General features: G+C 63.8%; 22 protein-coding genes. 6 read left to right on the top strand and 16 right to left on the bottom strand.

Annotated features, from left to right (window positions below):
* The first annotated feature begins 11 nt into the window (after positions 1-11).
* The 3 genes from HG549_RS03970 to ychF all read left to right on the top strand — a co-directional run bounded on the left by HG549_RS03970 (position 12) and on the right by ychF (position 2,394).
* Entirely contained in the window at positions 12-605 is a 594-nt protein-coding gene (locus HG549_RS03970) for a 50S ribosomal protein L25/general stress protein Ctc (RefSeq protein WP_170028248.1), read from the top strand.
* Between the two features lie 79 nt (positions 606-684).
* Positions 685-1,269, top strand: coding sequence for an aminoacyl-tRNA hydrolase (pth, locus tag HG549_RS03965; RefSeq protein ID WP_051095896.1), 585 nt, complete (start codon positions 685-687; stop codon positions 1,267-1,269).
* Between the two features lie 24 nt (positions 1,270-1,293).
* Positions 1,294-2,394 (top strand): redox-regulated ATPase YchF, encoded by a 1,101-nt coding sequence (ychF, locus tag HG549_RS03960; RefSeq protein ID WP_170028247.1) that lies wholly within the window; start codon positions 1,294-1,296, stop codon positions 2,392-2,394.
* Between the two features lie 177 nt (positions 2,395-2,571).
* Here the strand turns inward: ychF and HG549_RS03955 are convergent, their stop codons facing one another.
* Positions 2,572-3,216: a hypothetical protein gene (locus HG549_RS03955; protein ID WP_170028246.1), complete on the bottom strand. Its 645-nt coding sequence runs from the start codon at positions 3,214-3,216 to the stop codon at positions 2,572-2,574.
* Between the two features lie 311 nt (positions 3,217-3,527).
* Here HG549_RS03955 and HG549_RS03950 point away from each other — a divergent pair, with 311 nt between their 5' ends.
* Positions 3,528-3,998, top strand: coding sequence for an OsmC family protein (locus HG549_RS03950; RefSeq protein WP_170028245.1), 471 nt, complete (start codon positions 3,528-3,530; stop codon positions 3,996-3,998).
* Between the two features lie 59 nt (positions 3,999-4,057).
* Here HG549_RS03950 and HG549_RS03945 read toward each other — a convergent pair whose 3' ends face one another.
* Positions 4,058-4,528 (bottom strand): DUF3429 domain-containing protein, encoded by a 471-nt coding sequence (locus tag HG549_RS03945; protein ID WP_256666055.1) that lies wholly within the window; start codon positions 4,526-4,528, stop codon positions 4,058-4,060.
* Positions 4,525-5,085, bottom strand: coding sequence for a GTP cyclohydrolase I FolE (folE, locus tag HG549_RS03940; protein WP_170028244.1), 561 nt, complete (start codon positions 5,083-5,085; stop codon positions 4,525-4,527). The genes HG549_RS03945 and folE overlap by 4 nt, the downstream gene beginning before the upstream one ends.
* A gap of 215 nt (positions 5,086-5,300) precedes the next feature.
* Between folE and HG549_RS03935 the strand changes: the two genes are divergently transcribed.
* Positions 5,301-5,516: a TIGR02450 family Trp-rich protein gene (locus HG549_RS03935; RefSeq protein ID WP_170028243.1), complete on the top strand. Its 216-nt coding sequence runs from the start codon at positions 5,301-5,303 to the stop codon at positions 5,514-5,516.
* 146 nt (positions 5,517-5,662) lie between these two features.
* A complete protein-coding gene (locus HG549_RS03930) occupies positions 5,663-7,375 on the top strand; it encodes a SulP family inorganic anion transporter (RefSeq protein WP_170028242.1) in 1,713 nt (570 codons plus the stop codon).
* 89 nt (positions 7,376-7,464) lie between these two features.
* Here HG549_RS03930 and HG549_RS03925 read toward each other — a convergent pair whose 3' ends face one another.
* The 13 genes from HG549_RS03925 to eutB form a co-directional block, all read right to left on the bottom strand.
* Positions 7,465-8,487 carry a DUF2955 domain-containing protein gene (locus HG549_RS03925; protein WP_170028241.1) on the bottom strand — a complete coding sequence of 341 codons (1,023 nt, stop codon included), beginning with the start codon at positions 8,485-8,487 and terminating at the stop codon, positions 7,465-7,467.
* Positions 8,477-9,574 (bottom strand): HlyD family secretion protein, encoded by a 1,098-nt coding sequence (locus tag HG549_RS03920; RefSeq protein ID WP_170028240.1) that lies wholly within the window; start codon positions 9,572-9,574, stop codon positions 8,477-8,479. The genes HG549_RS03925 and HG549_RS03920 overlap by 11 nt, the downstream gene beginning before the upstream one ends.
* Positions 9,571-11,091: an efflux transporter outer membrane subunit gene (locus tag HG549_RS03915; RefSeq protein ID WP_170028239.1), complete on the bottom strand. Its 1,521-nt coding sequence runs from the start codon at positions 11,089-11,091 to the stop codon at positions 9,571-9,573. The genes HG549_RS03920 and HG549_RS03915 overlap by 4 nt, the downstream gene beginning before the upstream one ends.
* A 13-nt stretch (positions 11,092-11,104) precedes the next feature.
* Positions 11,105-12,202, bottom strand: a complete 1,098-nt coding sequence (locus HG549_RS03910; protein ID WP_170028238.1) for an AI-2E family transporter — start codon at positions 12,200-12,202, stop codon at positions 11,105-11,107.
* A 38-nt stretch (positions 12,203-12,240) separates the two neighbouring features.
* Positions 12,241-13,437 carry a monovalent cation:proton antiporter-2 (CPA2) family protein gene (locus tag HG549_RS03905; protein WP_170028237.1) on the bottom strand — a complete coding sequence of 399 codons (1,197 nt, stop codon included), beginning with the start codon at positions 13,435-13,437 and terminating at the stop codon, positions 12,241-12,243.
* Between the two features lie 35 nt (positions 13,438-13,472).
* On the bottom strand, positions 13,473-14,291 hold the full coding sequence (gene ppk2, locus HG549_RS03900) for a polyphosphate kinase 2 (RefSeq protein ID WP_170028236.1): 819 nt from the start codon (positions 14,289-14,291) through the stop codon (positions 13,473-13,475).
* Between the two features lie 214 nt (positions 14,292-14,505).
* The gene (ycaC, locus tag HG549_RS03895; RefSeq protein ID WP_010951959.1) at positions 14,506-15,126 is read right to left on the bottom strand and encodes an isochorismate family cysteine hydrolase YcaC; all 621 of its coding nucleotides are present in this window, start codon (positions 15,124-15,126) and stop codon (positions 14,506-14,508) included.
* 128 nt (positions 15,127-15,254) lie between these two features.
* Entirely contained in the window at positions 15,255-16,640 is a 1,386-nt protein-coding gene (locus HG549_RS03890) for an aspartate aminotransferase family protein (protein WP_170028235.1), read from the bottom strand.
* A gap of 12 nt (positions 16,641-16,652) precedes the next feature.
* The gene (locus HG549_RS03885) at positions 16,653-18,119 is read right to left on the bottom strand and encodes an NAD-dependent succinate-semialdehyde dehydrogenase (protein ID WP_170028234.1); all 1,467 of its coding nucleotides are present in this window, start codon (positions 18,117-18,119) and stop codon (positions 16,653-16,655) included.
* A gap of 36 nt (positions 18,120-18,155) precedes the next feature.
* On the bottom strand, positions 18,156-19,175 hold the full coding sequence (doeB, locus tag HG549_RS03880; RefSeq protein ID WP_170028233.1) for a N(2)-acetyl-L-2,4-diaminobutanoate deacetylase DoeB: 1,020 nt from the start codon (positions 19,173-19,175) through the stop codon (positions 18,156-18,158).
* A 3-nt stretch (positions 19,176-19,178) separates the two neighbouring features.
* Positions 19,179-20,369, bottom strand: coding sequence for an ectoine hydrolase DoeA (doeA, locus tag HG549_RS03875; RefSeq protein ID WP_170028232.1), 1,191 nt, complete (start codon positions 20,367-20,369; stop codon positions 19,179-19,181).
* A gap of 36 nt (positions 20,370-20,405) precedes the next feature.
* Positions 20,406-21,398, bottom strand: coding sequence for a cyclodeaminase (locus HG549_RS03870; protein WP_170028231.1), 993 nt, complete (start codon positions 21,396-21,398; stop codon positions 20,406-20,408).
* Positions 21,399-21,430: 32 nt separating this feature from the next.
* Positions 21,431-22,402, bottom strand: coding sequence for a hydroxyectoine utilization dehydratase EutB (gene eutB / locus HG549_RS03865; protein WP_170028230.1), 972 nt, complete (start codon positions 22,400-22,402; stop codon positions 21,431-21,433).
* Positions 22,403-22,474: the final 72 nt, after the last annotated feature.

The following is a 22,474-nucleotide window of genomic DNA, read 5'->3' as shown; positions in this document are numbered from 1 at the left end:
GGAGAAACAAAATGACCGAATTCACCCTGAACGCCCAAGCGCGTACTGACCTGGGGAAAGGTGCGAGCCGCCGCCTGCGTCACTCCGCGCACATTCCAGCCGTTGTCTACGGTGGTAACCAGGACGCTCAGTCCCTGACCATCCTGGCCAAGGAAATCACCAAGCTGTTCGAAAACGAGGCTGCCTTCAGCCACGTTCTGGAACTGAACGTCGACGGCGCCAAGCAGAACGTCGTGGTCAAGGCCCTGCAGCGTCACCCGGCCAAAGGCTTCATCATGCACGCCGACTTCGTTCGCGTCGTTGCTGGCCAGAAACTGACCGCCAAGGTACCGGTTCACTTCATCAACGAAGAAGCCCCGGTCAAGAAAGGCGGCGAGATCTCCCACGTAGAAGCCGAGATCGAAGTTTCCTGCGAAGCCAAGGACCTGCCTGAGTTCATCGAAGTCGACCTGGCCAACGCTGAAATCGGCACCATCATCCACCTGTCGGACCTGAAAGCTCCGAAAGGCGTAGAGTTCGTTGCTCTGGCCCACGGTGATGACAAAGCTGTTGCCAACGTTCACGCTCCACGCGTTGCTCCAGAAGCAGAAGGCGCTGCCGAGTAATCCACTCGCACGCCGGCGTTGATCGGGTTACAGTGCCGCGCGCACTGTAACCCACCAACTCCAAGGAAGAGCCCCTGACGTGACCGCCATCCAGTTGATCGTCGGCCTGGGTAACCCCGGCCCCGAATACGAACAGACCCGGCATAACGCAGGGGCTCTTTTCGTTGAACGCATTGCCAGCGCCCAGCGCGTCTCGTTGACCGCTGACCGCAAGTATTTCGGCCTGACGGCTAAGTTCAGCCATCAGGGCAACGACGTTCGCTTGCTCATCCCCACCACCTACATGAACCGCAGCGGCCAGGCCGTGGCGGCCTTGGCCAATTTCTTCCGCATCAAGCCGGAAGCGATCCTGGTGGCGCATGACGAACTCGACCTGCCTCCGGGCGTCGCCAAGCTCAAGCGCGGCGGTGGCCATGGTGGGCACAACGGCCTGCGCGACATCATCGCGCAGCTCGGCAACCAGAACGACTTCCACCGCCTGCGGCTTGGCATCGGCCACCCGGGTGACGCCAAACTGGTCTCCAACTTCGTCCTGGGCCGCGCGCCGCGCGCCGAGCAGGAGAAGCTCGACGCCAGCATCGATTTTGCCCTCGGCGTGCTGCCGGACGTGCTTGCCGGCGACTTCGCCAAGGCGATGCGCGAGCTGCACAGCCAGAAGGCCTGATTTCCTTTAGAGAGGGGAATACCCATGGGTTTCAATTGCGGCATCGTCGGCCTGCCCAACGTCGGCAAGTCCACCCTGTTCAACGCCCTGACCAAGTCTGGCATCGCGGCGGAGAACTTCCCTTTCTGCACCATCGAGCCAAACAGCGGCATCGTGCCGATGCCCGATGCGCGCCTGAATGCGCTGGCTGAAATCGTCAAGCCCAACCGCATCCTGCCAACCACCATGGAATTCGTCGACATCGCCGGCCTGGTGGCCGGTGCGTCGAAGGGCGAAGGCCTGGGCAACAAGTTCCTCGCCAACATCCGCGAGACCGACGCCATTGCCCACGTGGTGCGCTGCTTCGAAGACGAGAACGTGATCCACGTTTCCAACAGCGTCGACCCCAAGCGTGACATCGAGATCATCGACCTCGAGCTGATCTTCGCCGACCTCGACAGCTGCGAGAAGCAGCTGCAGAAGGTTGCCCGCAACGCCAAGGGCGGCGACAAGGATGCCCTGGCGCAGAAGGCGATTCTCGAGCAACTGATCCCGCACTTCACCGAAGGCAAGCCAGCGCGCAGCCTGATGAAGAACATGAGCGCCGAAGACAAGGCGGTCATTCGCGGCTTCCACCTGCTGACCAGCAAGCCGGTGATGTACATCGCCAACGTGGCCGAAGACGGCTTCGAGAACAACCCGCACCTGGACGTGGTCAAGGCCATCGCCGAGGAAGAAGGCGCGGTCGTGGTGCCGGTGTGCAACAAGATCGAAGCGGAAATCGCCGAGCTGGAAGACGGTGAAGAGAAGGACATGTTCCTCGAGGCCCTGGGCCTGGAAGAGCCTGGCCTGAACCGTGTGATCCGCGCCGGTTACGAACTGCTGAACCTGCAGACCTACTTCACTGCCGGCGTGCAGGAAGTACGCGCCTGGACCGTGCGCGTCGGTGCCACCGCACCGCAGGCGGCCGGGGTTATCCACACCGACTTCGAAAAAGGCTTCATCCGCGCTGAAGTGGTGGCCTATGACGACTTCATCCAGTTCAAGGGTGAAAGCGGTGCCAAGGAAGCCGGTAAATGGCGCCTGGAAGGCAAGGACTACATCGTCAAGGATGGCGACGTGATGCACTTCCGCTTCAACGTCTAAGCGGCAGTTTGCAGTACTGACAAACCCCTTGAGGCCCATGGCTTCAAGGGGTTTTGTTTTGTTCGTGCGCTTCAACGTGTGCGTCAGCCAACGCCTTCCATTCCGTATAATTAGCCACCCCAAACAGCTCGATACGAAAAAGCCGCGCAATAGCGCGGCTCTTTCGTTTCTATTAGCTCACTTGATGTTCTTGATCCAGAAACGTCGATCATCAACGCTGAAGTTGGGATCGTAGCCAACCAGTGTCAGCATCGAGCCCACATAGTAAAGGCCAAACTGGTTCATCACCCAACTGTCCATGACCGCATCACTGGGCAACTTGCTGTACGGAGGCGTTGGTCCATCCGTACGGGCTTGGCCTGTCGTCTTTCCTGATACGGAAAAGCTCTTCCAGGTCAACACAAAGTTGTTGGACTGCTTGGGCAGGTCCGGCGCGCACAGGGAAAGGTTCTCGAAATGTTCGGAGCGTCTGGCATCGTGCCAAAGCACTGCGTCGAAATGAACGCAGTCGTTTGCCTTGAGAGTTAGACTGCGGGACAGGCTACGTTGATCGGCCGGAATGTCGAGGTTCGTGATAACGACCTTTGGCCACTCAGGTGCGCGCCCGTCCGTAGAGATATTCTGCCGCAAAGCGTTGTAAAGCGGTGTACGCAGCAAGCTGTTCTTGCTGGTTGTGCCAGCCGATGCGGGGGATACCTGCTTCAGATTGGCACTGATCGATTGCCCTACACCATTGAGCGAGTTCAACGCTCCCTGCATTTCTGTTGACGAACAACCCGTCACAAAAAAAGGCAGAAGCGCTAAAGCTCGATACATTTTCATTGCAGTCCCTCGCTAGGATCATCGTTTGAATATGGCGCCAATAAAGGCGCACGAAATGTGCGCCGCCTACAGTTCAAGGAAACCTGAGCGGCACCCAGAATCGACAATTTTTTAGAAACGTCCTTGGTTTCGCCTATCGATATATTCTATGGTTTCAAGGTTGTCGTTGTCACTTTGACAAAATGCGCGCCCAGGACCTGTTCCTTGCATGGCAGCGAAGCCCACAGTGCTGAGCAACTCCATGCAACAACCGTTAAAAAGCGCTCTGGTCAGCGCTGTCCGTTGTTGAAAGATCGATTCAAGGAAGAACCATGAAAGAACACCAGTACGAGGTCCAGGTGACCTGGACCGGCAACAATGGCAATGGCACATCCAGCTACACCGCTTACGCCCGCGACTTCAGTGTCGAAGCCCCGGGCAAGGCGACTCTGGAAGGTTCGGCCGACCCGGCTTTTCGCGGTAACCCCCTACGCTGGAACCCGGAAGACCTGCTGGTGGCCTCACTGTCAGCGTGCCACAAGCTCTGGTACCTGCACTTGTGCGCGGTAAATGGCGTGAATGTGCTGGCCTATGTCGACCAGCCCCTGGGACGCATGGTGGAAGGTGACGCTCAGGGCAAAGGCCGCTTCACCCATGTGCTGCTGCGCCCGCAGGTGACCATCAGCGCCGGCTCGAACCGTGAGCTTGCCTTGCGTTTGCACGAGGAGGCCCACCATGAGTGCTTCATTGCCAATTCAGTCAATTTCCCGGTCGAGTGCGAGGCGCTGGTGACGCTGGCTTAGAGGCCCGGGGCTAACGCTCCGTTTGCAGGCATGGCTTGGTGTCGCGATGGCACGTAGATTCAAAAATCGCTGGTCAGAGCCATCGCGCCAAGCAGCAGGCAAATGCTCGCCACGGTGGTCAGCTGCAATCGCATCGGCAGGTACCAGCCTGGCACAACCTGCAGCAACTTCCGATCTTGCCAATAATGAAGGGCAAAGCCGCCAAGCAACATCAGGCAACCCAGGGAAACAGGCAGCAAAGTGCTGACCCAACCGAGCAACGCCGGCACGACGCTCCACATCAGCCGTTTGCGACGCTGCTCGGCGGGTAGCGCCGGCAGGGCCATCGCGAAGCCCCAGTGCAAGGCGCCGACGAAACTCAAGATGACGGCGCCATAGTTCACCAGCATCATCGCCCACAATGCTCGGTACTCGGGAACGAAGACGACCAGCAGCATCAAGCCAACAAACGGCAGCAAGCCGCCATAACCGAGGATGGCAAAGCGCCTTGGCAATAACGTGCTAGACCCGCTCATCTGAATGCCTGTCATTTGTTTCGACCAATCAGTTGAAGAAACTCCTGGCGCGTCGTCGCCGAGTCGCGAAACACACCCAGCATCACGGATGACACCATCACCGAGTTCTGCTTTTCGACACCTCTCATCATCATGCACATATGCTTTGCTTCGATGACCACAGCCACCCCTGCCGCATCGGTGATGTCTTGTATGGCACAGGCAATTTGCCGGGTGAGGTTTTCCTGAATCTGCAGACGGCGGGCAAAGACATCGACCACGCGCGCGACCTTGGACAACCCCAGCACCCTGCCAGTGGGCAGGTAGGCAACATGCGCCTTGCCAATAAAGGGCAGCATGTGGTGCTCGCACAATGAATACAGCTCGATATCGCGCACCACGATCATCTCGTCGTTCTGGGACTCGAACAGCGCTCCATTGATGACCTCTTCGATATTCAGCCTGTAGCCGTTGCACAAGTACTGCATGGCCTTGGCCGCGCGCTGGGGAGTGTCCAACAGCCCTTCTCGCTGCGGGTCTTCGCCTACTTCGAGCAGAATTTCGCGATAATTTTCAGCTAACGAATGGGACATGTGGACTCCTCACCGCTACGGCGACGACCGACAAAATATGTACAATATTGAATTCTTGTATAGGTTTTGTACAATTTAGCCGAAAGCCAGCAATAAGCAATACCCGCTCCGGCTTCGAGCACGAAATGTCGCCAGCAGCGTTTGCCGGCCCGGACCCGGCCGAGCGCAGAGCGTCACGAACCTCAACGTGAAGGTGATCAGTGGATCCACACCAGATGAACAGATTCAATCCGCGCAAGCTGGGGGCATCCAAGTGGACGGCGTGCCAGCCTGTAAACCGGGAAAAGCACTTCATGGTGACCGAGCTGATTTGCGACGAAGACGGTACGCCTGTGCAGATTGAACTGGAGGCCGTCCACAGCCAACGCAAGCAAGTGCTCGACTGGCGAGAACTCAGGGATAGCCAACGCTGGAAATTCGGCTGGTGTTGAACACCCAGGGCGCCCTCCGAGCTAGCAGCGAATGACGATAGGCAAGAAGCAGCTTCGTGCTGCCTTCTCGACATGGCAGCGTTTGCCAGCGGGCAGAAAAAACAGCATCTAAGCTGTGACTCAGCACTGTTCCCTCGGAGCGCACCATGGCGGAAAAGAACCGCTTCGACTGGCAACGCTGGTTACCCGGCCTGGTCACCCTGCTCCATTACCAACCCGCCTGGCTGCCCAAGGACATTGCTGCCGGCCTGGTGCTCACCACCATGCTGGTACCGGTAGGCATCGCCTACGCCGAGGCCTCCGGGGTGCCAGGCATCTATGGCCTGTACGCCACCATCATCCCGCTGCTGGCCTATGCCCTGTTCGGCCCCAGCCGCATCCTGGTGCTGGGCCCGGACTCGGCGCTGGCCGCACCGATCCTGGCGGTGGTGGTGCAATACGCCGCCAGCGACCCGCAACGAGCGATCGCCATCGCCAGCCTGATGGCCCTGGTCGCCGGGGCCTTCTGCATGATCGCCGGGCTGCTGCGCCTGGGCTTCATCACCGAACTGCTGTCCAAGCCGATCCGCTATGGCTACATGAACGGCATTGCCCTCACCGTATTGATCAGCCAGTTGCCCAAGCTGTTCGGCATCAAGGTCGATAGCCAGGGGCCGCTGCGCGACCTTTGGCAACTGGGCGAAGCACTGCTCGCCGGCCAAGGGCACTGGCCCAGCTTCATCGTCGGTGGCGGTAGCCTGCTGCTGATCCTGCTGCTCAAACCCTTCAAGCGCCTGCCAGGGATCCTGATCGCCGTGGTCCTGGCTACACTCGCAGTGAGCCTGCTCGACCTCGAGCAGCTGGGTGTCAAGGTACTCGGTCAACTGCCCCAGGGCCTGCCCAGTTTCGTGTTCCCCTGGGTCTCCGACATCGACCTGGTCGAAGTGGTACTGGGCGGCATTGCCGTGGCGCTGGTGTCGTTCGCCGATACCAGCGTGCTGTCGCGCTCCTATGCCGCGCGCATGAAGATGCCGGTCAACCCGAACCAGGAAATGTTCGGCCTGGGCGTGGCCAACCTGGCCGCCGGGCTGTTCCAGGGCATCCCCATCAGCAGCAGTTCGTCACGTACCCCCGTGGCCGAAGCGGCCGGCTCGCAGACCCAACTCACCGGCATCATCGGTGCACTGGCGGTGACCCTGTTGCTGCTGGTGGCGCCCAACCTGCTGCAGTACCTGCCCAACAGCGCCCTGGCAGCGGTGGTGATAGCAGCCGCACTGGGGCTGTTCGAGTTCGCCGACCTCAAGCGCATCTTCCGCATGCAGCAGTGGGAGTTCTGGTTGTCCATCACCTGCTTTGTCGGGGTGGCGGTGTTCGGTGCGATCCCCGGTATCGGCATTGCCGTGGTGATTTCGGTGATCGAGTTCCTGTGGGACGGCTGGCGGCCGCATCATGCGGTGCTGGGCCGGGTGGATGGCACCCGCGGTTACCATGACATGCAGCGTTATCCACAGGCCCGGCGCATTCCGGGGCTGGTGCTGCTGCGTTGGGATGCGCCGTTGTTCTTTGCCAATGCCGAGCAGTTCCAGAGCACGGTGATGGCGGCGGTGGACGCATCGCCTACCCCGGTGCAACGGCTGGTGATTGCGGCAGAACCGGTGACCAGTATCGATGTCACCTCGGCAGACATGCTCGCCGAGCTGGACCGGGCGCTGGAGGCGCGCGGGGTGGAGTTGCAGTTTGCCGAGATGAAAGACCCGGTGAAGGACAAGATGCGGCAGTTCGAGTTGTTCGAGCACATGGGGGAGACCGCGTTTCATCCCACGGTGGGTGCGGCGGTGGATGCCTACCTGGAACAGAGTGGGGTTGAATGGAAGCCTTAAGTTTTCCTGGGCTGGCCTCTTCGCGGGTAAACCCGCTCCCACAAGGATTGCGTGATCCCATGGGCAACGCCATACCTGTGGGAGCGGGTTTACCCGCGAAGCAGGCCACGCCGTAGCCGAAGCCGGTCGATCCAGATGAGCATGGCACTGGCATATACCGACACCGCCAGGAACAGCGCCATGCGCACGGCAAAGGCGCGGTAGACATCCTGCCCACCGGCACTGTCCTGCACCGACTGCCCGAGCAAGATGAGCATGGTCGTCAGGCAGCTGAGCCAATAGGCCGGGCCCTGCCGGTTCGGCACGGCCTGATACATCCGCCGCCCCTGCCAAAGTGCGAACAGCAGCACCCACAGGAAAAACATCCACAGGTGCACGAACAGGCTCAGCGCCCCCCACATCAGGATCGCCAGCAAGCCGGCCAGCAAGGTCGAGCCGATCAGCTCCCGGCTGGCATGCCGTGCACGGGTCTCGCCAGCCTGTTGCCCAAGGCTTACCGCCTTCATGATCAGTGGCATGTACTGGTCCGGGGCGATCAATGCCAGCAGGAACGCTGGCATCACGATCAACGTGGCACGCAGCGCCACCCAGCTGACCTGCTCACTGCCCAGCAACGGCGGCGCAGGTTGCGCCGGCGCATCGGCAGGTTCGGGAAACAGCACATGGGCCAAGGCCGTGCCCAGTACCGCCAGCAGCATACCCTTGGCCAACGCTTCGACCACCGAGAGAGCCAGGGTGAAGTCGCTGGTACCGGCGGCAGCGATCATGGTCAGGCCGATCACCAGCAGGTTCGCCAGCAAGCCGTTGCCGCCCTTCAGGGCGTAGCGCAAGGTCAGGAAAACCCCCACGCCCACCAGCAACACCCCGCTCACCGGCGCATGGCGCAGCAGCGGAATCAGCAACAGCCCGCTGCCGCAACTGAGCAGCACCAGCAACGCCAAAACCGGTGCCGCACGCAGCGGCAAGGGCTGGCTGCGCATGGCCAGCAACAGTACCGCGAACACCGGCGCCAGGATCGGCACCGGCAGGCCGACGCCGAAACTCACCGCCAGGCACAGTGCCACGCCCCAGGCCAGGCGCAGGGCGCGCAGGCGGCGCAATTCAATAGGCATACGACAACCAGCTCATCAGCCACATGAACAGCCGGCCCAGCAGGTTCAACGGGTTACCTTCGCTGGGCAGGGCCATGACCTCGGCCTGCCCGCCAACCCGCAGCCCGCTCTTGTCCTGCAACTGGTCACGCTCAAGTTCGACGATGACCGGGAAGCGTTGCGCCGAACGCAGCCACTCGCGGCTGTTCTGCACGCTCGGCAGCGTACCCGGCGGGGTACTCTGGCCCACGCTCACACCGTAGCCGATGCTGCGAATGCGCCCCTTCAACACCGTGCCGGGCAGTGCGTCGAGCACCACCAGCACCGGGGTGTCGGGGCGCAGGCGGCCGAGGTTGTTCTCGGTCATGTCGGCACTTATCCACACGTCATGGATGGCGATCAGGGTCATCATCGGGCTGCCGGCGCCGACATAGTGGCCGACGTCGGTACGCAAGTCAGTGATCAAGCCGTTCGCATCGGCACGCACCACGGTGCGTGCCAGGTCCAGGCGGGCCTTTTCCACATTCGCCGCGGCACTGCGCAACTGGGCGTTGTCATCCTGCGCCCCACCCTGCTGCTCGCGCGCCCGCTCCACTTCGGCACGGGCTGCCGCCACTTGGCTGACAGCTTGGTCGCGAGTGGCCTGGGCGCCTTCCAGGCGGCGCACCGACACCGTCCCCGGGTCTTCGTCGATCAGGCGCTTGAGCCGTTCGGCGTCCTGCCGCGCCTTGCGCTCGTTGGCCTGCGCCGCGAGCAACGCCGCCTGTGCCGAATCGATGCCCGCCGTGTGCGCGCCGATCTGCCGGCGCACCGCGTCCAGGTCGGCCTCGGCACGCGCCAGGGCGATGCGGTACTGCTCCTGGTCCAGCTCGAACAGCACATCACCCCGGCGCACTTCCTGGTTGTTGCCCACCGCCACACGCTTCACCTGGCCGGCCACCTCGGCACTGACCGGTATCACATAGGCCTGCAAGCGGGCCTGCTGGGTGTAGGGCATGAAGCGGTCGGCCAGCAGGTACCAGAGCAGGCTCACGGCAATCAGCAGCAATACCCAGCGCATGCCGCGATCGGGGGCGGCTGGGGGCGGCGTCGGGGCTGCGTCACTCATTTCGTTTCACCTTGTGCATGTGCGCTGGGGGCTGGCTCGTCGAGCAGCTCGCCCCAGTCGGTTCGTTGCTGCATCTGCTGGCGCGTAGCCGGGTCGATCAGCGCGCGGCTGGCGTCCCAACCGCCACCCAGGGCCTTGTACAAGGTCACCAGGCTGCTCACGGCATTGCCGCGGCTGACCAGGTAACCGTCCTGTTGCTGCAACAGCAGTTGCTGGGCGTCGAGCACCCGCTGGAAGTCGGCGAAACCTTCGCGGTACCGCGAGCTGGCCAGGCTCAACGAGCGTTGCGCGGCCTGCGAGGCCTGCTCGCGAATGCGCGCGCTCTGCAGCGAGCGCACCAGCCCGCTGGCGGCATCGTCCGCCTCGCGCGCGGCTTCGCGCACACCCTGGTGGTACAGCTCGATCAGTTGCTGCAAGCGGGCATCCTCCACGCGCACGGCGTTCTTGCGCCGGCCATAGTCGAAAGGGTTCCAGATCAGGCTGGGCCCGGCGGCAAGATCAAACGTGTCGGGCAGGTGACTGGCCGTGACGAAGCTCCAGCCAATGCTGCCCAGCAGGCTCAGCTGGGGATAGAGATCGGCCTCGGCCACCCCGACCAGCGCCGATTGCGCGGCCACTGCCTGCTCGGCGGCGCGGATGTCCGGGCGGCGCTGCAGCAGGTTGGCGGGTACGTCCTGCAGTACGGCACGGTCCGGCAACGGCAGCTGGCCGTGGCCTGCGTCCAGCTGCGGCAACGGCCCGGGTGGCCGGCCGAGCAGCGCACACAACACGTTGCGCAGGGCATTGAGCTGGTTGTGGAACTCGGGGATGGTGGCTTGGGTGGCCAGGTATTGGCTACGCGCCTGTTGCCAGTCGAGTTCGTCGTTTTCACCATGGCGGAACAGCCGTTCGGTAATGTCCAGGCTGCGCGCCTGGCGTCTGGCGTTTTCTTCGGCGATATCCAGCCGCGCCTCGGCAGTGCGCAGGGCAAAGTAGGTGTCAGCCACTTGCGCCCGCAACAGCAGCATGGCATCGGCGTAATTGGCCTGGGAGGCGAAGTAGGCAGCATCGGCACTTTCGATGGCGCGGCTGAAGCGCCCCCAGAAGTCGATTTCCCAGCCGATGTCGAAGCCTGCGCTGGATTGCCAGAACACCGAGTCGCGGGCGTTGGCGCTGCCGGACTGGTCCTGCTTCAGGTACAGGCTCTGGGCACGTAGTTGCTGCAGCTGTGGATAACGCCCGGTCTGCACGATAGCCAGCTGGGCACGGGCTTCAGCGATGCGCAAGCCAGCCACGCGCAGGTTGGTGTTGTTGGCATCCGCCTCGGCAATCAGGGCGTCCAGCGCCGGGTCGGCGAACACCGTCCACCACTGGCGCAGGTCGGGCGCGCTGGCGTGCTGCCCGGCCTGCTTCAGCAAAGGAGTATCCCAGGTGTGCAGCCAGGGGTCCTGCAGCGGCTGGAAATCCGGGCCGACCTGGGTGCAGCCGGCCAACACGGCAACCAGGCTCAGTGCACAACCGTAGACGCGTCCGGGCATGGCAATCCTTGGCTCAGGCGGTCGGCTCTGCGGGGTTTTCCGGCACCTGCAGCGCCACCCACTGCCAGAACAGCACATAGGTGACGCCGAGGATCACCGGGCCAATGAACAGGCCAATGATGCCTTTGACCACCATGCCACCGAGCGCGCCGATCAGTACCACTGGCATCGGCACATCCACCCCGCGCCCCAGCAGCAACGGTTTGAGCACGTTGTCGGCAAGCCCGGCAACGAAGGTGTAGATGGCGAATACGATGGTGGCCACGGTGAAGCCTTCGGCATTGAAGACATAGATGATCACCGGCACGGTGACCAGCGTGGCGGGTGCCTGGGCAATCCCCAGCATGAGGATGACGATGGCCAGCATCCCGGCACCTGGCACGCCCTTGACGACAAAGCCGACACCGATCAGCAACATCTGGATGAAGGCAATGCCGATCACCCCCTGGGCCACGGCCCGAATGGTGGCGGTGCACAGTTTGGCCAGCGGCTTGCCGCGCTCTTCGCCCGATACCCGCATGGCAATGCGCTGCGCGGCAATTTCGCCACGCTCACCGAAGGCCATGATGATGCCAGAGATGACGATCGCCGCGATGAACAGCAGGAACGCGCCCCCTGCGCTGGCAGCAGCCCCCAGCACCGTGCGCCCGGCGCCCTTGAGTTGCGGCATCCACTGGTTCAGCACACCGGCCATGTTTTCCGAGGCCGCCAGCCACAGGGCATGGACTTTCGGCCCGATCAGCGGCCAGGTGGCCACCGACTCAGGGGGTGGCGGCACGCTCCAGGCGCCGCTCTTGAGCAAGGTCACCAGGCTGTCCACCGATTCGCCGATGGACATCACCACCAGGTAGATCGGCACCAGCAGCACGACCAGTACCAGCACCACGACCAGGGTCGCCGAGAGCCCGTCCTTGAGCCCGGTGCGGCGCTGGATACGGCAATACAGCGGATACAGGGTCACTGCCAGGATCACCGACCACAGCATCAGTTCCAGGAACGGCTGGAACGTCTGGAAGGCAAACATCACCAGGGCAGCTATCAGGCCAGCCTTGATGAGCACATCGAGCAAGCCCCGCGACAGGCGGCTGTCCAGCTTGACACCCGGTTGCATGCTTCACCTCCGAACTTCAGCTGCGCCGTGTGGCGCGATCAGTGGCCCGTTTCAGGGCTTGCCTGGGCGGGGCTGTGGTCACGCAGTTGCCGCGCCAGGGCCATCATTACCAGGGGCACCACTGCCATCGACAAGGTGATGGCCAGCACCAACAGGTCGTGCACCTGCTGCGCCAGCACCTGGTGCTCCAGCGCCAGCTTGAACACCACGAAGGCAAACTCGCCGCCAGAGGCCAGCACCACGCCCAGGCACAGCGCCTGCGCCTGGTTGAGGCCCCCGGCCGTACGCCCCAGGCCGTACAGCAGCGGCAGCTTTATGGCCACCAGCAACAGCGTCAGCCCCAACACCAGCAACGGCAGATCGAACAGCAGGCGCAGGTCGGCGCTCATGCCGACGCCGACGAAGAACAACCCCAGCAGCAAGCCTTTGAGCGGTTCGATCTGGGTCTCCAGCTCATGTCGAAAAGGCGACTCGGCCATCAGCACGCCGGCGAGAAAGGCACCCAGGGCCATCGACACGCCCACATGCTCCATCACCCAGGCCGTGCCCAGCACCACCAGCAAAGCGGTAGCGGTCGACAGCTCGGGCAAACCCGAACCGACCGTCCACTTGAACACCGGGCTCAACAGATAGCGGCCAAACACGATCAACGTGCCAAGGCCGAGCGCCACCGCCAACAGCGGCCAGGTGCCTTCGTCGGCGGTGCTGACCTTGCCACCGAGCAGGGGCACCACGGCGATCAAGGGAATGGCCGCGATGTCCTGGAACAACAGGATGGCCACGGCCAGCCGCCCGTGTGGCTTGCCGAGGTCCTTGCGCTCGGCCAGGACTTGCAGGCCGAACGCTGTCGAAGACAACGCCAGGCCCAGGCCCAGCACGATCGCTGCGGCCTTCGACTGGCCGAACGCGAAATACGCCAGCAGGCCCAGCGCGACGGCGGTCAGCCCTACCTGCAGCGAACCGACGCCAAACAGCGCCCGGCGCATGGTCCACAGGCGCTGCGGTGACAGCTCCAGGCCAATGACGAACAGCAGCATGACCACGCCCATTTCCGATAGCCGCGCCACGTTTTCGGGGTTGTCGAGCAGCCCGAGCACGGAGGGGCCGATGAGGATGCCGGCCAGCAGATAGCCCGGCACCGCCCCCATTTTCAGACGCTGCGCCAGCGGTACCAGAAGCACCACGGCCAGCAGGAACACCACCGTCGCCTGTAGCAGGCTGCCGTCATGTGGCATAGGTTTGCACCCTTGCTGCTCCCCGCAGGGAGGGATCAGAAACGCTCTTCGACCACTTTGAACGGGTAGGCTACGGCCTTGTACTTGCCGATCTTGCCGCGCTTGGGCAGCTTCACTACCTGGTCACGGGTTACGTCCTTGTAGGGAATACGTGTCAGCAAATGGCTGATGATGTTCAGACGGGCACGACGCTTGTCGTTGGAGTTGGCCATGAACCAGGGCGCCCAGGACGAATCGGAGGCGGCGAACATGTCATCGCGGGCGCGGGTGTAGTCATCCCAGCGGGTGTAGGATTTGAGGTCCATCGGCGACAGCTTCCACAGTTTGCGCCCGTCGTTGATGCGGTCCTGCAAACGCCGGGTCTGCTCCTCGGCGCTGACCTCCAGCCAGTATTTGATGAGGATGATCCCGGACTCGACCATCAACTTTTCAAACAGCGGCACCACGGTGAGGAACTTGCTGCTCTGCTCCTCGGTACAGAAGCCCATTACCCGCTCGACGCCGGCACGGTTGTACCAGCTGCGGTCAAAGATCACCACCTCTCCCGCAGCGGGTAGATGGCCCAGGTAGCGTTGCACGTACATCTGGGTCTTTTCCCGCTCGGTCGGTGCCGGCAGCGCCACCACGCGGAATACCCGTGGGCTGACCCGCTCGGTAATGGCTTTGATGGTGCCGCCCTTGCCAGCGCCGTCGCGGCCTTCGAAGACAATGCAGACCTTCAGGCCCTGGGCCACCACCCACTCCTGCAGTTTTACCAGCTCCACATGCAGGCGCTTGAGTTCCTTCTCGTACGCCTTGCTGCCCAGTTTTTCCGGTAGATCGAGGGTGGCTTTTTTCCTGGACGGCTTCGACATGGCGCTCTCCTGAGGCGATTGAAGAGTCAGTATGGTCGATCCATGGCGATTTGCCGCTTCGCTTGTAGTTTCCCCAGGATTGGCTTCCAGCCGATTGATTTATGGGTGTTCAGCTGACTGTGGGAGAGGGTTTAGCCGCGGATGCGTCAGTGAAGCGAGCGCAGCATTGGCGGGTGAACCCGTCCCCACAGGGTGTGTAGTGGCTGTGAAGTGGCTACTTGGCCAGCTTGTTGTAGCTGGTCATCAGGTTGCGGTAGTCCGGAATATGGTTGGAGAACAGGGTGCCCAGCCCTTCGATGTCGTTGCGCCAGTCGCGATGCAGCTCGCAGGCCACGCCGAACCAGGTCATCAACTGCGCCCCGGCTGCCTCCATGCGCCGCCAGGCCGAGTCACGGGTCAGTTCGTTGAAGGTCCCGGAGGCGTCGGTGACGACGAACACCTCGAAGCCCTCCTCCAGCGCCGACAGTGCCGGGAAGGCCACGCACACTTCGGTGACCACACCGGCAATCAGCAACTGCTTCTTGCCGGTGGCCTTGACCGCCTTGACGAAATCCTCGTTGTCCCAGGCATTGATGTTGCCCGGGCGGGCGATGTACGGGGCGTCGGGGAACTGCTCTTTCAGCTCGGGGACCAGCGGGCCGTTGGGGCCGGTTTCGAAACTGGTGGTGAGGATGGTCGGCAGCTTGAAGTACTTGGCCAGGTCCGACAGGGCCAGCACATTGTTCTTGAAACGGTCGGGGTCGATATCCCTCACCAGCGAGAGCAGGCCGGTCTGGTGATCGACCAGCAGCACCGCTGCGTTGTTCTTGTCCAGACGCTTGTATTGGAAGGCCATGACGGATCTCCTTGCTTCGGCAGGTTGGGACTATCAGCGTAGGCAAGGATCAGCCGCAGGGAATACCGCCAGTCGGTTCGCCCGGGGGGCCGGCAATGGGGCCGCCGCGGCGCGGCCCCGGCACGGCTTCAGCCAAGCACCTTGGCAGACACCTCGTCGACCGCCGCCTTGGTAATGGCAACGATCTGCTCGGCATCCGCCTGGGTCAGCACCAACGGTGGGGCAAAACCGAGGATGTCGCCATGTGGCATGGCCCGCGCGATCATGCCGCGTTCAAGGCATGCTGCCGACACCTGCGGCCCGACTTTCAGCGCCGGGTCGAATGCCGTGCGGGCATCGCGGTCAGCCATGAACTCGACCGCGCAGAGCATGCCGTCACCGCGCACTTCACCGACCAGCGGGTGGCCTTCGAAGGTTTCGCGCATGCGCCGGTTGAGGTACGCCCCCACCACTTCGGCATTCCCGGTCAGGTTCTCGCGCTCGAGAATATCCAGGTTGGCCAGCGCCGCCGCCGCGCAGATCGGGTGCCCCGAGTAGGTCCAGCCGTGGCCCATCGGGCCAGCCTTCTGCGAGCCCTCGTCGATCACGTTCCACACCTTCTCGCCAACGATCACCGCCGACAGCGGCGCATAGGCGCTGGTCAGGCCCTTGGCGGTGGTGATCAGGTCCGGGCGGATGTCGTAACGCTGGCTGCCCATCTTCGACCCCAGGCGGCCGAAGGCGCAGACCACTTCGTCGGCGATCAGCAGCACATCGTAGCGATCGAGCACGGCCTGGATCGCCTTCCAGTAACCCTTGGGCGGCACGATGATGCCACCGGTACCCATCAGCGGCTCGCCAATGAACGCGGCGACGGTGTCGGGGCCTTCGGCAAGGATCAACTGCTCCAGCTGATCGGCGCAGTACTGCACGAACGCCTGCTCGTCCATGCCCGCTGGCGCCTTGCGGTACCAGTGCGGGCACACCGTGTGCCGCACGCCCTCCACCGGCAGGTCGAAATGCTGGTGGAAGCTGGGCAGTCCGGTGAGGCTGCCGGTCATGATCCCCGAGCCGTGGTAGCCGCGGTCGCGGGAGATGATCTTCTTCTTGCCTGGGCGGCCGAGGATGTTGTTGTAGTAGCGCACCAGCTTGACCTGGGTCTCGTTGGCATCGGACCCCGACAGGCCGTAGTAGACCTTCTTCATGCCTGCCGGCGCCCAGTCGATGATGCGCCTGGAAAGCTCGATGATTGCCTCGGTCGAGTGGCCGACGTAGGTGTGGTAGTACGCCAGCTCCGTGGCCTGGCGGTGGATGGCGTCGGCGACCTCGGTACGGCCGTAGCCGATATTCACGCAATACAGCCCGGCGAAGGCGTCGATCAACTCGCGGCCTTCATGGTCACGCAGGCGGATGCCCTCGGCGCCGGTGATGATCCGGCCCTTGAGCGCGCCGCTGGCGTGATCGTGGGCGTGGGTCGAAGGGTGCATGAAGTGGGCGCGGTCCTGTTCGAACAGCTGGCTGAAATCTTGGCTCATGGCAAACACTCCTTAGAACTGACCGTGGTGGTGCAGGCAAACGTATTTGGTCTCGACGAAGGGCTCGAAGCCTTCGCTACCGCCCTCGCGGCCCAGGCCGGAAGCCTTCATGCCGCCGAACGGGATGGGGTGGCCGGTGAACTTGACGCCGTTGATCGCCACCATCGCGTGGTCGAGGCGGCGCACCAGCGGGTGCACCACATCGAGGCGATTGCCGACGATGTAGGCCGCCAGGCCGTACTCGGTGTCGTTGGCCAGGGTGATGGCCTGCTCCAGCGTGTCGAACGGCATGACCCCGGCAATCGGCGCGAAGTTTTCTTCCTGGTAGATGCGCATCGCCGGGGTCACATCGGCCAACACCGTCGGCTGGAAGAACCAGCCTCCCAGCGCATGCCCTTCGCCGCCGACCAGCCGCCGCGCGCCACGCTGCAGGGCGTCCTCGACCCGGGCCTGGGTGGCATCGAAGGCGGCCTGGTGCATCAGCGGGCCGACCTCTGCCGTCGTTGCCTCGCCATCGACCATGGCCGGGCCAACCTTCAGCGCCCGTACCGCTTCGGCGAAGCGCGCCAGGAAGGCTTCGTACAGCGGCCGTTGCACCATGATCCGGTTGGCAGCGCAGCAGTCCTGGCCAGAGGTCTGGAACTTGGCCGCCACGGCCACCCGCACGGCCAGTTCGAGGTCGGCATCGGCGCAGACGATGAACGGTGCATTGCCGCCCAGTTCCAGCGCCACTTTCTTCACATCCTGCGCCGCGGCCTGCAGCACCAGCTTGCCGACCCGGGTCGAGCCGGTGAAGCTGACCGCCCGCACCCGGCTGTCGCGGACCAGGGTTTCCATGACCATCTGCGGCTCGCCGATGACCACGTTGAACACCCCCGGTGGGAAGCCGGCGTCCTCCGCCAGCTGGGCCAGGGCCAGCGCCGAAAACGGCGTCTCATGGGCCGGCTTGACCACCACGGTGCAGCCGGCAGCCAACGCTGCAGCCGCCTTGCGAGTGATCATGGCGCTGGGGAAGTTCCAGGGAGTGAGCAGTGCGCAGACGCCGACAGGCTCCTTCAGCGTGCTCAGCTGCGCGCCAGGAATATGGCTGGGGATGGTCTGCCCGTTGAGGCGCCGGGCCTCTTCGGCAAACCAGGGGATGAAGCTTGCTGCGTAGGCGATCTCGCCGCGTGCTTCGGCCAGCGGCTTGCCCTGCTCGGTACTGAGGATGCGCGCCAGCGCTTCCTGATGCTCCAGCATCAGCTCGGCCCAGCGCCGCAACAGCGCGGCGCGGCTATCCAGGCTCTGCTGGCGCCAGGCGGCAAAGGCCTGCTGCGCAGCATCCACCGCAGCGACGATCTGCTCGTGCTCGAGCAGCGGCACATGGCCGATGACCTGGCGGCTGGCCGGGTCATGCACGGCGATGCTGTTGCCGCTATTGCTGTGCAGCCATTGGCCATCGACGTAGCATAGGCTGTTGAATGGGTAGTGGTGTGACATGACTGTTCTCCATACCTCGTTGTCGTGGCGCCCGCTTCAGGCCAGTACGTCGGCGATCACCGCCAGGGTGTCGCCACACTGCACAAGCCCGGGGAAGTGCCGGGCGGCGAGCAGGCCCGTTCGCCTGGCGCGATATTCGACCGGGGCGCTGCCGGTGCGGCGGATGTCATGGATTCGCGCGATCACTTCGCCCTGGCTGACCGTCTCGCCCAGGTCGCGACACATCTCCAGCAGGCCGTCGTGCTCGCTGGCGATGAAGCAGTCGCCATCGGGCATGTCGAGCAGGGTGGTCTCGCCCTGCTCTCTTTCGCCCGCGAGGATGCCGGCGTGAATCAGCAGGTTGCGCACACCGCGTTCGGCCAGGGCCACGCTTTTTGCCGTGGAGGTGCCGCCACCGCCCAGCTCGGTGGTGACGAACACCTTGCCCTGCTCCTCCGCCGCGGTGTCGTACATCGCCTGTGCATCCAGCTCGAGCATGCGCATGCTGTAGGGCGCGGCGAAGGCCAGCATGGCGGCTTCACAGCGGGCCTGCTGGGCCTTGTCGGCCAGTACATGGCAAGCGGCGAACGGCAGGAAGTCGAGGGTGCGGCCACCGGAATGGATGTCCAGCACGATATCGGCCAACGGTAGCAAGGTGCGGCGGAAGTAATCGGCGATCTTTTCCGTCACGCTGCCATCCGCGCGGCCCGGGAAGCTGCGGTTGAGATTGCCGCGGTCGATCGGCGAGGTGCGGGTACCGGCGTGGAACGCCGGCGTGTTCATGAACGGCACGATGATCACCCGCCCGCGCACCTGCCCGGCCTGCAGCTGCTGGGCCAGCTTGCTCAGCGCCACCGGGCCCTCGTATTCGTCGCCGTGGTTGCCGCCGGTGAGCAAGGCGGTCGGGCCGTTGCCATTGCGGACCACCGTCAGCGGGATCATCACCGCGCCCCAGGCCGAGTCGTCACGCGAGTACGGCAGCTTGAGAAAACCGTGCTGCACGCCGTCCTGCTCGAAGTCCAGGTTACAGCTGATGGGATTGGCCACCGAGGTGGCGGCCTGTGCGATCGCATTCATGGGTCAGTCCTTCACGAACAGCTGGCGCGGCACGTTGCACAGGGTCTCGACCCCGGTCTCGGTGATGAGGATGCTTTCGGTGATTTCCAGGCCCCAGTCGTCCATCCACAGCCCCGGCATGAAGTGGAAGGTCATGCCCGGTTGCAACACGCTGGTGTCGCTCGGGCGCAGGCTCATGGTCCGCTCGCCCCAGTCTGGCGGATAGCTGATACCGATCGGGTAGCCACAGCGGCTGTCCTTGTGGATGCCGAACTTCTCCAGCACGCCGAAGAACGCCCGGGCGATGTCACCGGTGGTGTTGCCCGGCCGCGCGGCATCGAGGCCGGCCGCAATGCCTTCGACCACCGCCTTTTCGCCGTCGAGGAAATGCTGCGGCGGCTTGCCCAGGTAAACCGTGCGCGACAGCGGGCAGTGGTAGCGCTTGTAGCAGCCGGCGATCTCGAAGAAGGTACCGGCGCCCCGGGCAAACGGTGAATCGTCCCAGGTCAGGTGCGGCGCACTGGCGTCCGCGCCGGTCGGCAGCAGCGGCACGATCGCCGGGTAGTCGCCGCCGTGGCCATCGACACCGAGGATGCCGCTGCGGTAGATCTCGGCCACCAGCTCGTTCTTGCGCATGCCGGGCTCGATACGTTCGAGGATGCACCCGTGCATCTTCTCGACGATGCGCGCGGCAATGCGCATGTACTGGATTTCCTGCGGCGACTTGACCGCCCGTTGCCAGTTGACCAACCCGGCGGCATCGCTGAAACGCGCCTGCGGCAAGTGCTTGCACAGGGCCTGGTAGGCCGCCGCGCTGAAGTAGTAGTTGTCCATCTCCACGCCAATGCTCAGGCCGCCCCAGCCCTTGGCCAGAATCACTTCCTGGCACAGGTAGTCCATCGGGTGGCGCTCGCGTGACTGCACGTAGATGTCCGGGTAGCCAACGATGTTGTCGTGCTGCATGAACACCGTGCGCTTGGCACCGTTGGCGTCCTGCCCGCGGCCGAACCAGATCGGCTCGCCGTCGAGCGCCAGCAGCACGCACTGGTGCACGTAGAACGACCAGCCGTCATAGCCGGTAAGCCAGGCCATGTTCGAGGGATCGGTGACCAGCAACAGCTCCAGGCCCTGCGCCTGCATGGCGCTGCGGGTCCTGGCCAGGCGCTGGGCGTACTCCTGCCGGCTGAACGGCAGGTTGACCACTGTCTGTGACATACGGGTGCCCTTCTTGTGAGTGGGTTGCAAAAGGTGTCAGCTGTGAAACGCCAGGCCTTTGTTGGCAGCGACTGCGCGTTCGAAGGCAAGGTTGGCGATGGCGGTGTCCTGGGCCCCGGTGCCGGTCAGGTCGCACAGGGTGACCTCTTCGGCGTGCACGCGGCCCGGTTGCAGGCCGGCGATGACCTGGCCCAGTTCGGCAAGCACGGCCTGGTCGTCGAGCGTGCCGGCGCGCAAGGCGTGGTGCAGCTCGCCCAGGACGCGGGTCTGGCTCAGGCGGTCGGCGACGTAGCGATCGACCAGGGCCAGTGCGCTTGGCGCGATTTCGTTCTTGTGCTCGGCATCCGAGCCCATGGCGGTGATGTGCAGCCCCGGTTGCAGGTGCTGCGGCTGGATCAGCGGCTCGCGGCTGGGCGTGCAGGTAATGGCGATGTCCACCGCCTGCATGGCCTGGTCGACACTGGCGCAGGCCTGCACTTGCAACTGCCCGTCGCGCCCCAGGTCATCACACAAGGCTGCGGTCTTCTGCGCATCGCGGCCCCACACCCTGACCTGCGTGATCGGCCGCACCAGGCGCAGTGCCTGCAATTGCAGGCGGGCCTGTTCGCCACTGCCGATCAGGGCCACGCTGCGGCTGTCCGGCCGCGACAGCCAGCGAGCGGCCACCGCACCGGCTGCGGCAGTGCGCACGGCGGTGAGGTAGCCGTTGTCGAGCAGCAAGGCATCGAGCAGGCCAGTGCGCGCCGACAACAGCATCATCATGCCGTTGAGGCTGGGCAGGCCAAGCCTGGGGTTGTCGAAGAAACCCGGGCTGACCTTGATCGCGAAGCGCTCCAGCCCCGGCAGGTAGGCGGTCTTCACGTCCACTTCGCCATTGTGCTCGGGTATATCCAGGCGCAGGATCGGCGGCATTGCCACCTTGGTCGTGGCGAGCAGGGCAAAGGCCTGTTCGATGGCATCGACCGCGGCGCGATCGAGGGTGATGCAGCTACGCAGGTCGGCTTCGCTGAGCAAGGTGATGGCCGGCATTCGAATACCTCCAGGGCAGGGAAACGTGGGTTTCAGGCGTCGCCGCCATTGAGCACGCGCAGGTGCTGTGCGCTGTCGACGTTGCGCCCGCTGAGCACCACCACCACCGGGCCACGGGCCGGCACCAGGCCGTCGAGCAGCGCCGCGATACCCACTGCGCCGGCGCCTTCGAGTACCAGGCGTTCGTGCTGGTAGGCGTGGCGCATGGCATTGGCGATCGACCCTTCCGGCAACAGGTGCAGCTGGTCGAGCAGCCGTTGGGTCATGCTCAAGGTGTGCTGGTTGCCCAGGCCGATACCGCCGCCGAGCGAGTCGGCCAGGGTCGGCAACTCCTCGATCTCGACCGGCCGGCCGGCTTGCAGGCTGGCGTGCATCGCGGCGCCGCGCTGCATGCTGATGCCGTGGGTGGTAATCGCCGGGTTGATGCTTTTCAGGGCCAGCGCCACACCGGCGAACAGGCCGCCACCGGAGAGCGGCACCAGCACCTGCGCCACCTCGGGCAACTGCTCGATGATTTCCACGCCCAAGGTGCCTTGGCCGGCGATGACCTGGGGGTGGTCGAAGGGTGGAACCAGGGTTGCGCCCTGTTGCTCGGCATACTGTTGCGCGGCGTGCTGGGCGTCGTCCTGGGAATGGCCGACGATGCACACTTCGGCACCCAGGTCGCGGATGGCCTGGACCTTGTTGCTCGGTACCCGTTGCGAAAGAAATACGGTCGCCTTCACCCCCAGTTGAGCTGCCGCATGGGCCACTGCCCGGCCGTGATTGCCAGTGGAGGCGGTAACCACGCCGCAGGCGCGTTGTTCGGCACTGAGCGCAGCAATGGCATTACTGGCCCCGCGCAGCTTGAAGCTGCCGGTGGTCTGCAGCGCTTCGAGTTTCAGGTAGACCGGCGCGCCCAGGTGGCGTGACAGGCTGGGTGAAAGCTCCAGCGGCGTGTTGCGCACCAGGCCGTGGATGCGCTGGCGAGCAAGGTAGATATCGTGGAGCGAGAGCGCTGACATGACCGGGACCCAACCAGTGAGCTGATGTTGGGCCGAGTGTATGAGGCGAAAATTGTCGTGATGAATGTACTA

Source organism: Pseudomonas sp. SK (genome assembly GCF_012975065.1).
GTDB lineage: Bacteria > Pseudomonadota > Gammaproteobacteria > Pseudomonadales > Pseudomonadaceae > Aquipseudomonas > Aquipseudomonas anuradhapurensis.
Note: the sequence above shows the minus strand (reverse complement) of the source record. Positions and strands in the feature narration are given on the sequence as shown.

Coding starts and splice junctions, on each gene's coding strand:
- HG549_RS03920 (WP_170028240.1), bottom strand. CDS start 9,574: ATGAGTGACGCAGCCCCGACGCCGCCCCCAGCCGCCCCCGATCGCGGC.
- HG549_RS03955 (WP_170028246.1), bottom strand. CDS start 3,216: ATGAAAATGTATCGAGCTTTAGCGCTTCTGCCTTTTTTTGTGACGGGT.
- HG549_RS03905 (WP_170028237.1), bottom strand. CDS start 13,437: ATGCCACATGACGGCAGCCTGCTACAGGCGACGGTGGTGTTCCTGCTG.
- ycaC (WP_010951959.1), bottom strand. CDS start 15,126: ATGGCCTTCCAATACAAGCGTCTGGACAAGAACAACGCAGCGGTGCTG.
- HG549_RS03970 (WP_170028248.1), top strand. CDS start 12: ATGACCGAATTCACCCTGAACGCCCAAGCGCGTACTGACCTGGGGAAA.
- HG549_RS03930 (WP_170028242.1), top strand. CDS start 5,663: ATGGCGGAAAAGAACCGCTTCGACTGGCAACGCTGGTTACCCGGCCTG.
- eutB (WP_170028230.1), bottom strand. CDS start 22,402: ATGTCAGCGCTCTCGCTCCACGATATCTACCTTGCTCGCCAGCGCATC.
- folE (WP_170028244.1), bottom strand. CDS start 5,085: ATGTCCCATTCGTTAGCTGAAAATTATCGCGAAATTCTGCTCGAAGTA.
- HG549_RS03915 (WP_170028239.1), bottom strand. CDS start 11,091: ATGCCCGGACGCGTCTACGGTTGTGCACTGAGCCTGGTTGCCGTGTTG.
- ppk2 (WP_170028236.1), bottom strand. CDS start 14,291: ATGTCGAAGCCGTCCAGGAAAAAAGCCACCCTCGATCTACCGGAAAAA.
- ychF (WP_170028247.1), top strand. CDS start 1,294: ATGGGTTTCAATTGCGGCATCGTCGGCCTGCCCAACGTCGGCAAGTCC.
- HG549_RS03950 (WP_170028245.1), top strand. CDS start 3,528: ATGAAAGAACACCAGTACGAGGTCCAGGTGACCTGGACCGGCAACAAT.
- HG549_RS03945 (WP_256666055.1), bottom strand. CDS start 4,528: ATGACAGGCATTCAGATGAGCGGGTCTAGCACGTTATTGCCAAGGCGC.
- HG549_RS03925 (WP_170028241.1), bottom strand. CDS start 8,487: ATGCCTATTGAATTGCGCCGCCTGCGCGCCCTGCGCCTGGCCTGGGGC.
- doeA (WP_170028232.1), bottom strand. CDS start 20,369: ATGTCACAGACAGTGGTCAACCTGCCGTTCAGCCGGCAGGAGTACGCC.
- HG549_RS03885 (WP_170028234.1), bottom strand. CDS start 18,119: ATGTCACACCACTACCCATTCAACAGCCTATGCTACGTCGATGGCCAA.
- HG549_RS03935 (WP_170028243.1), top strand. CDS start 5,301: ATGAACAGATTCAATCCGCGCAAGCTGGGGGCATCCAAGTGGACGGCG.
- HG549_RS03890 (WP_170028235.1), bottom strand. CDS start 16,640: ATGAGCCAAGATTTCAGCCAGCTGTTCGAACAGGACCGCGCCCACTTC.
- HG549_RS03910 (WP_170028238.1), bottom strand. CDS start 12,202: ATGCAACCGGGTGTCAAGCTGGACAGCCGCCTGTCGCGGGGCTTGCTC.
- HG549_RS03870 (WP_170028231.1), bottom strand. CDS start 21,398: ATGCCGGCCATCACCTTGCTCAGCGAAGCCGACCTGCGTAGCTGCATC.
- doeB (WP_170028233.1), bottom strand. CDS start 19,175: ATGAATGCGATCGCACAGGCCGCCACCTCGGTGGCCAATCCCATCAGC.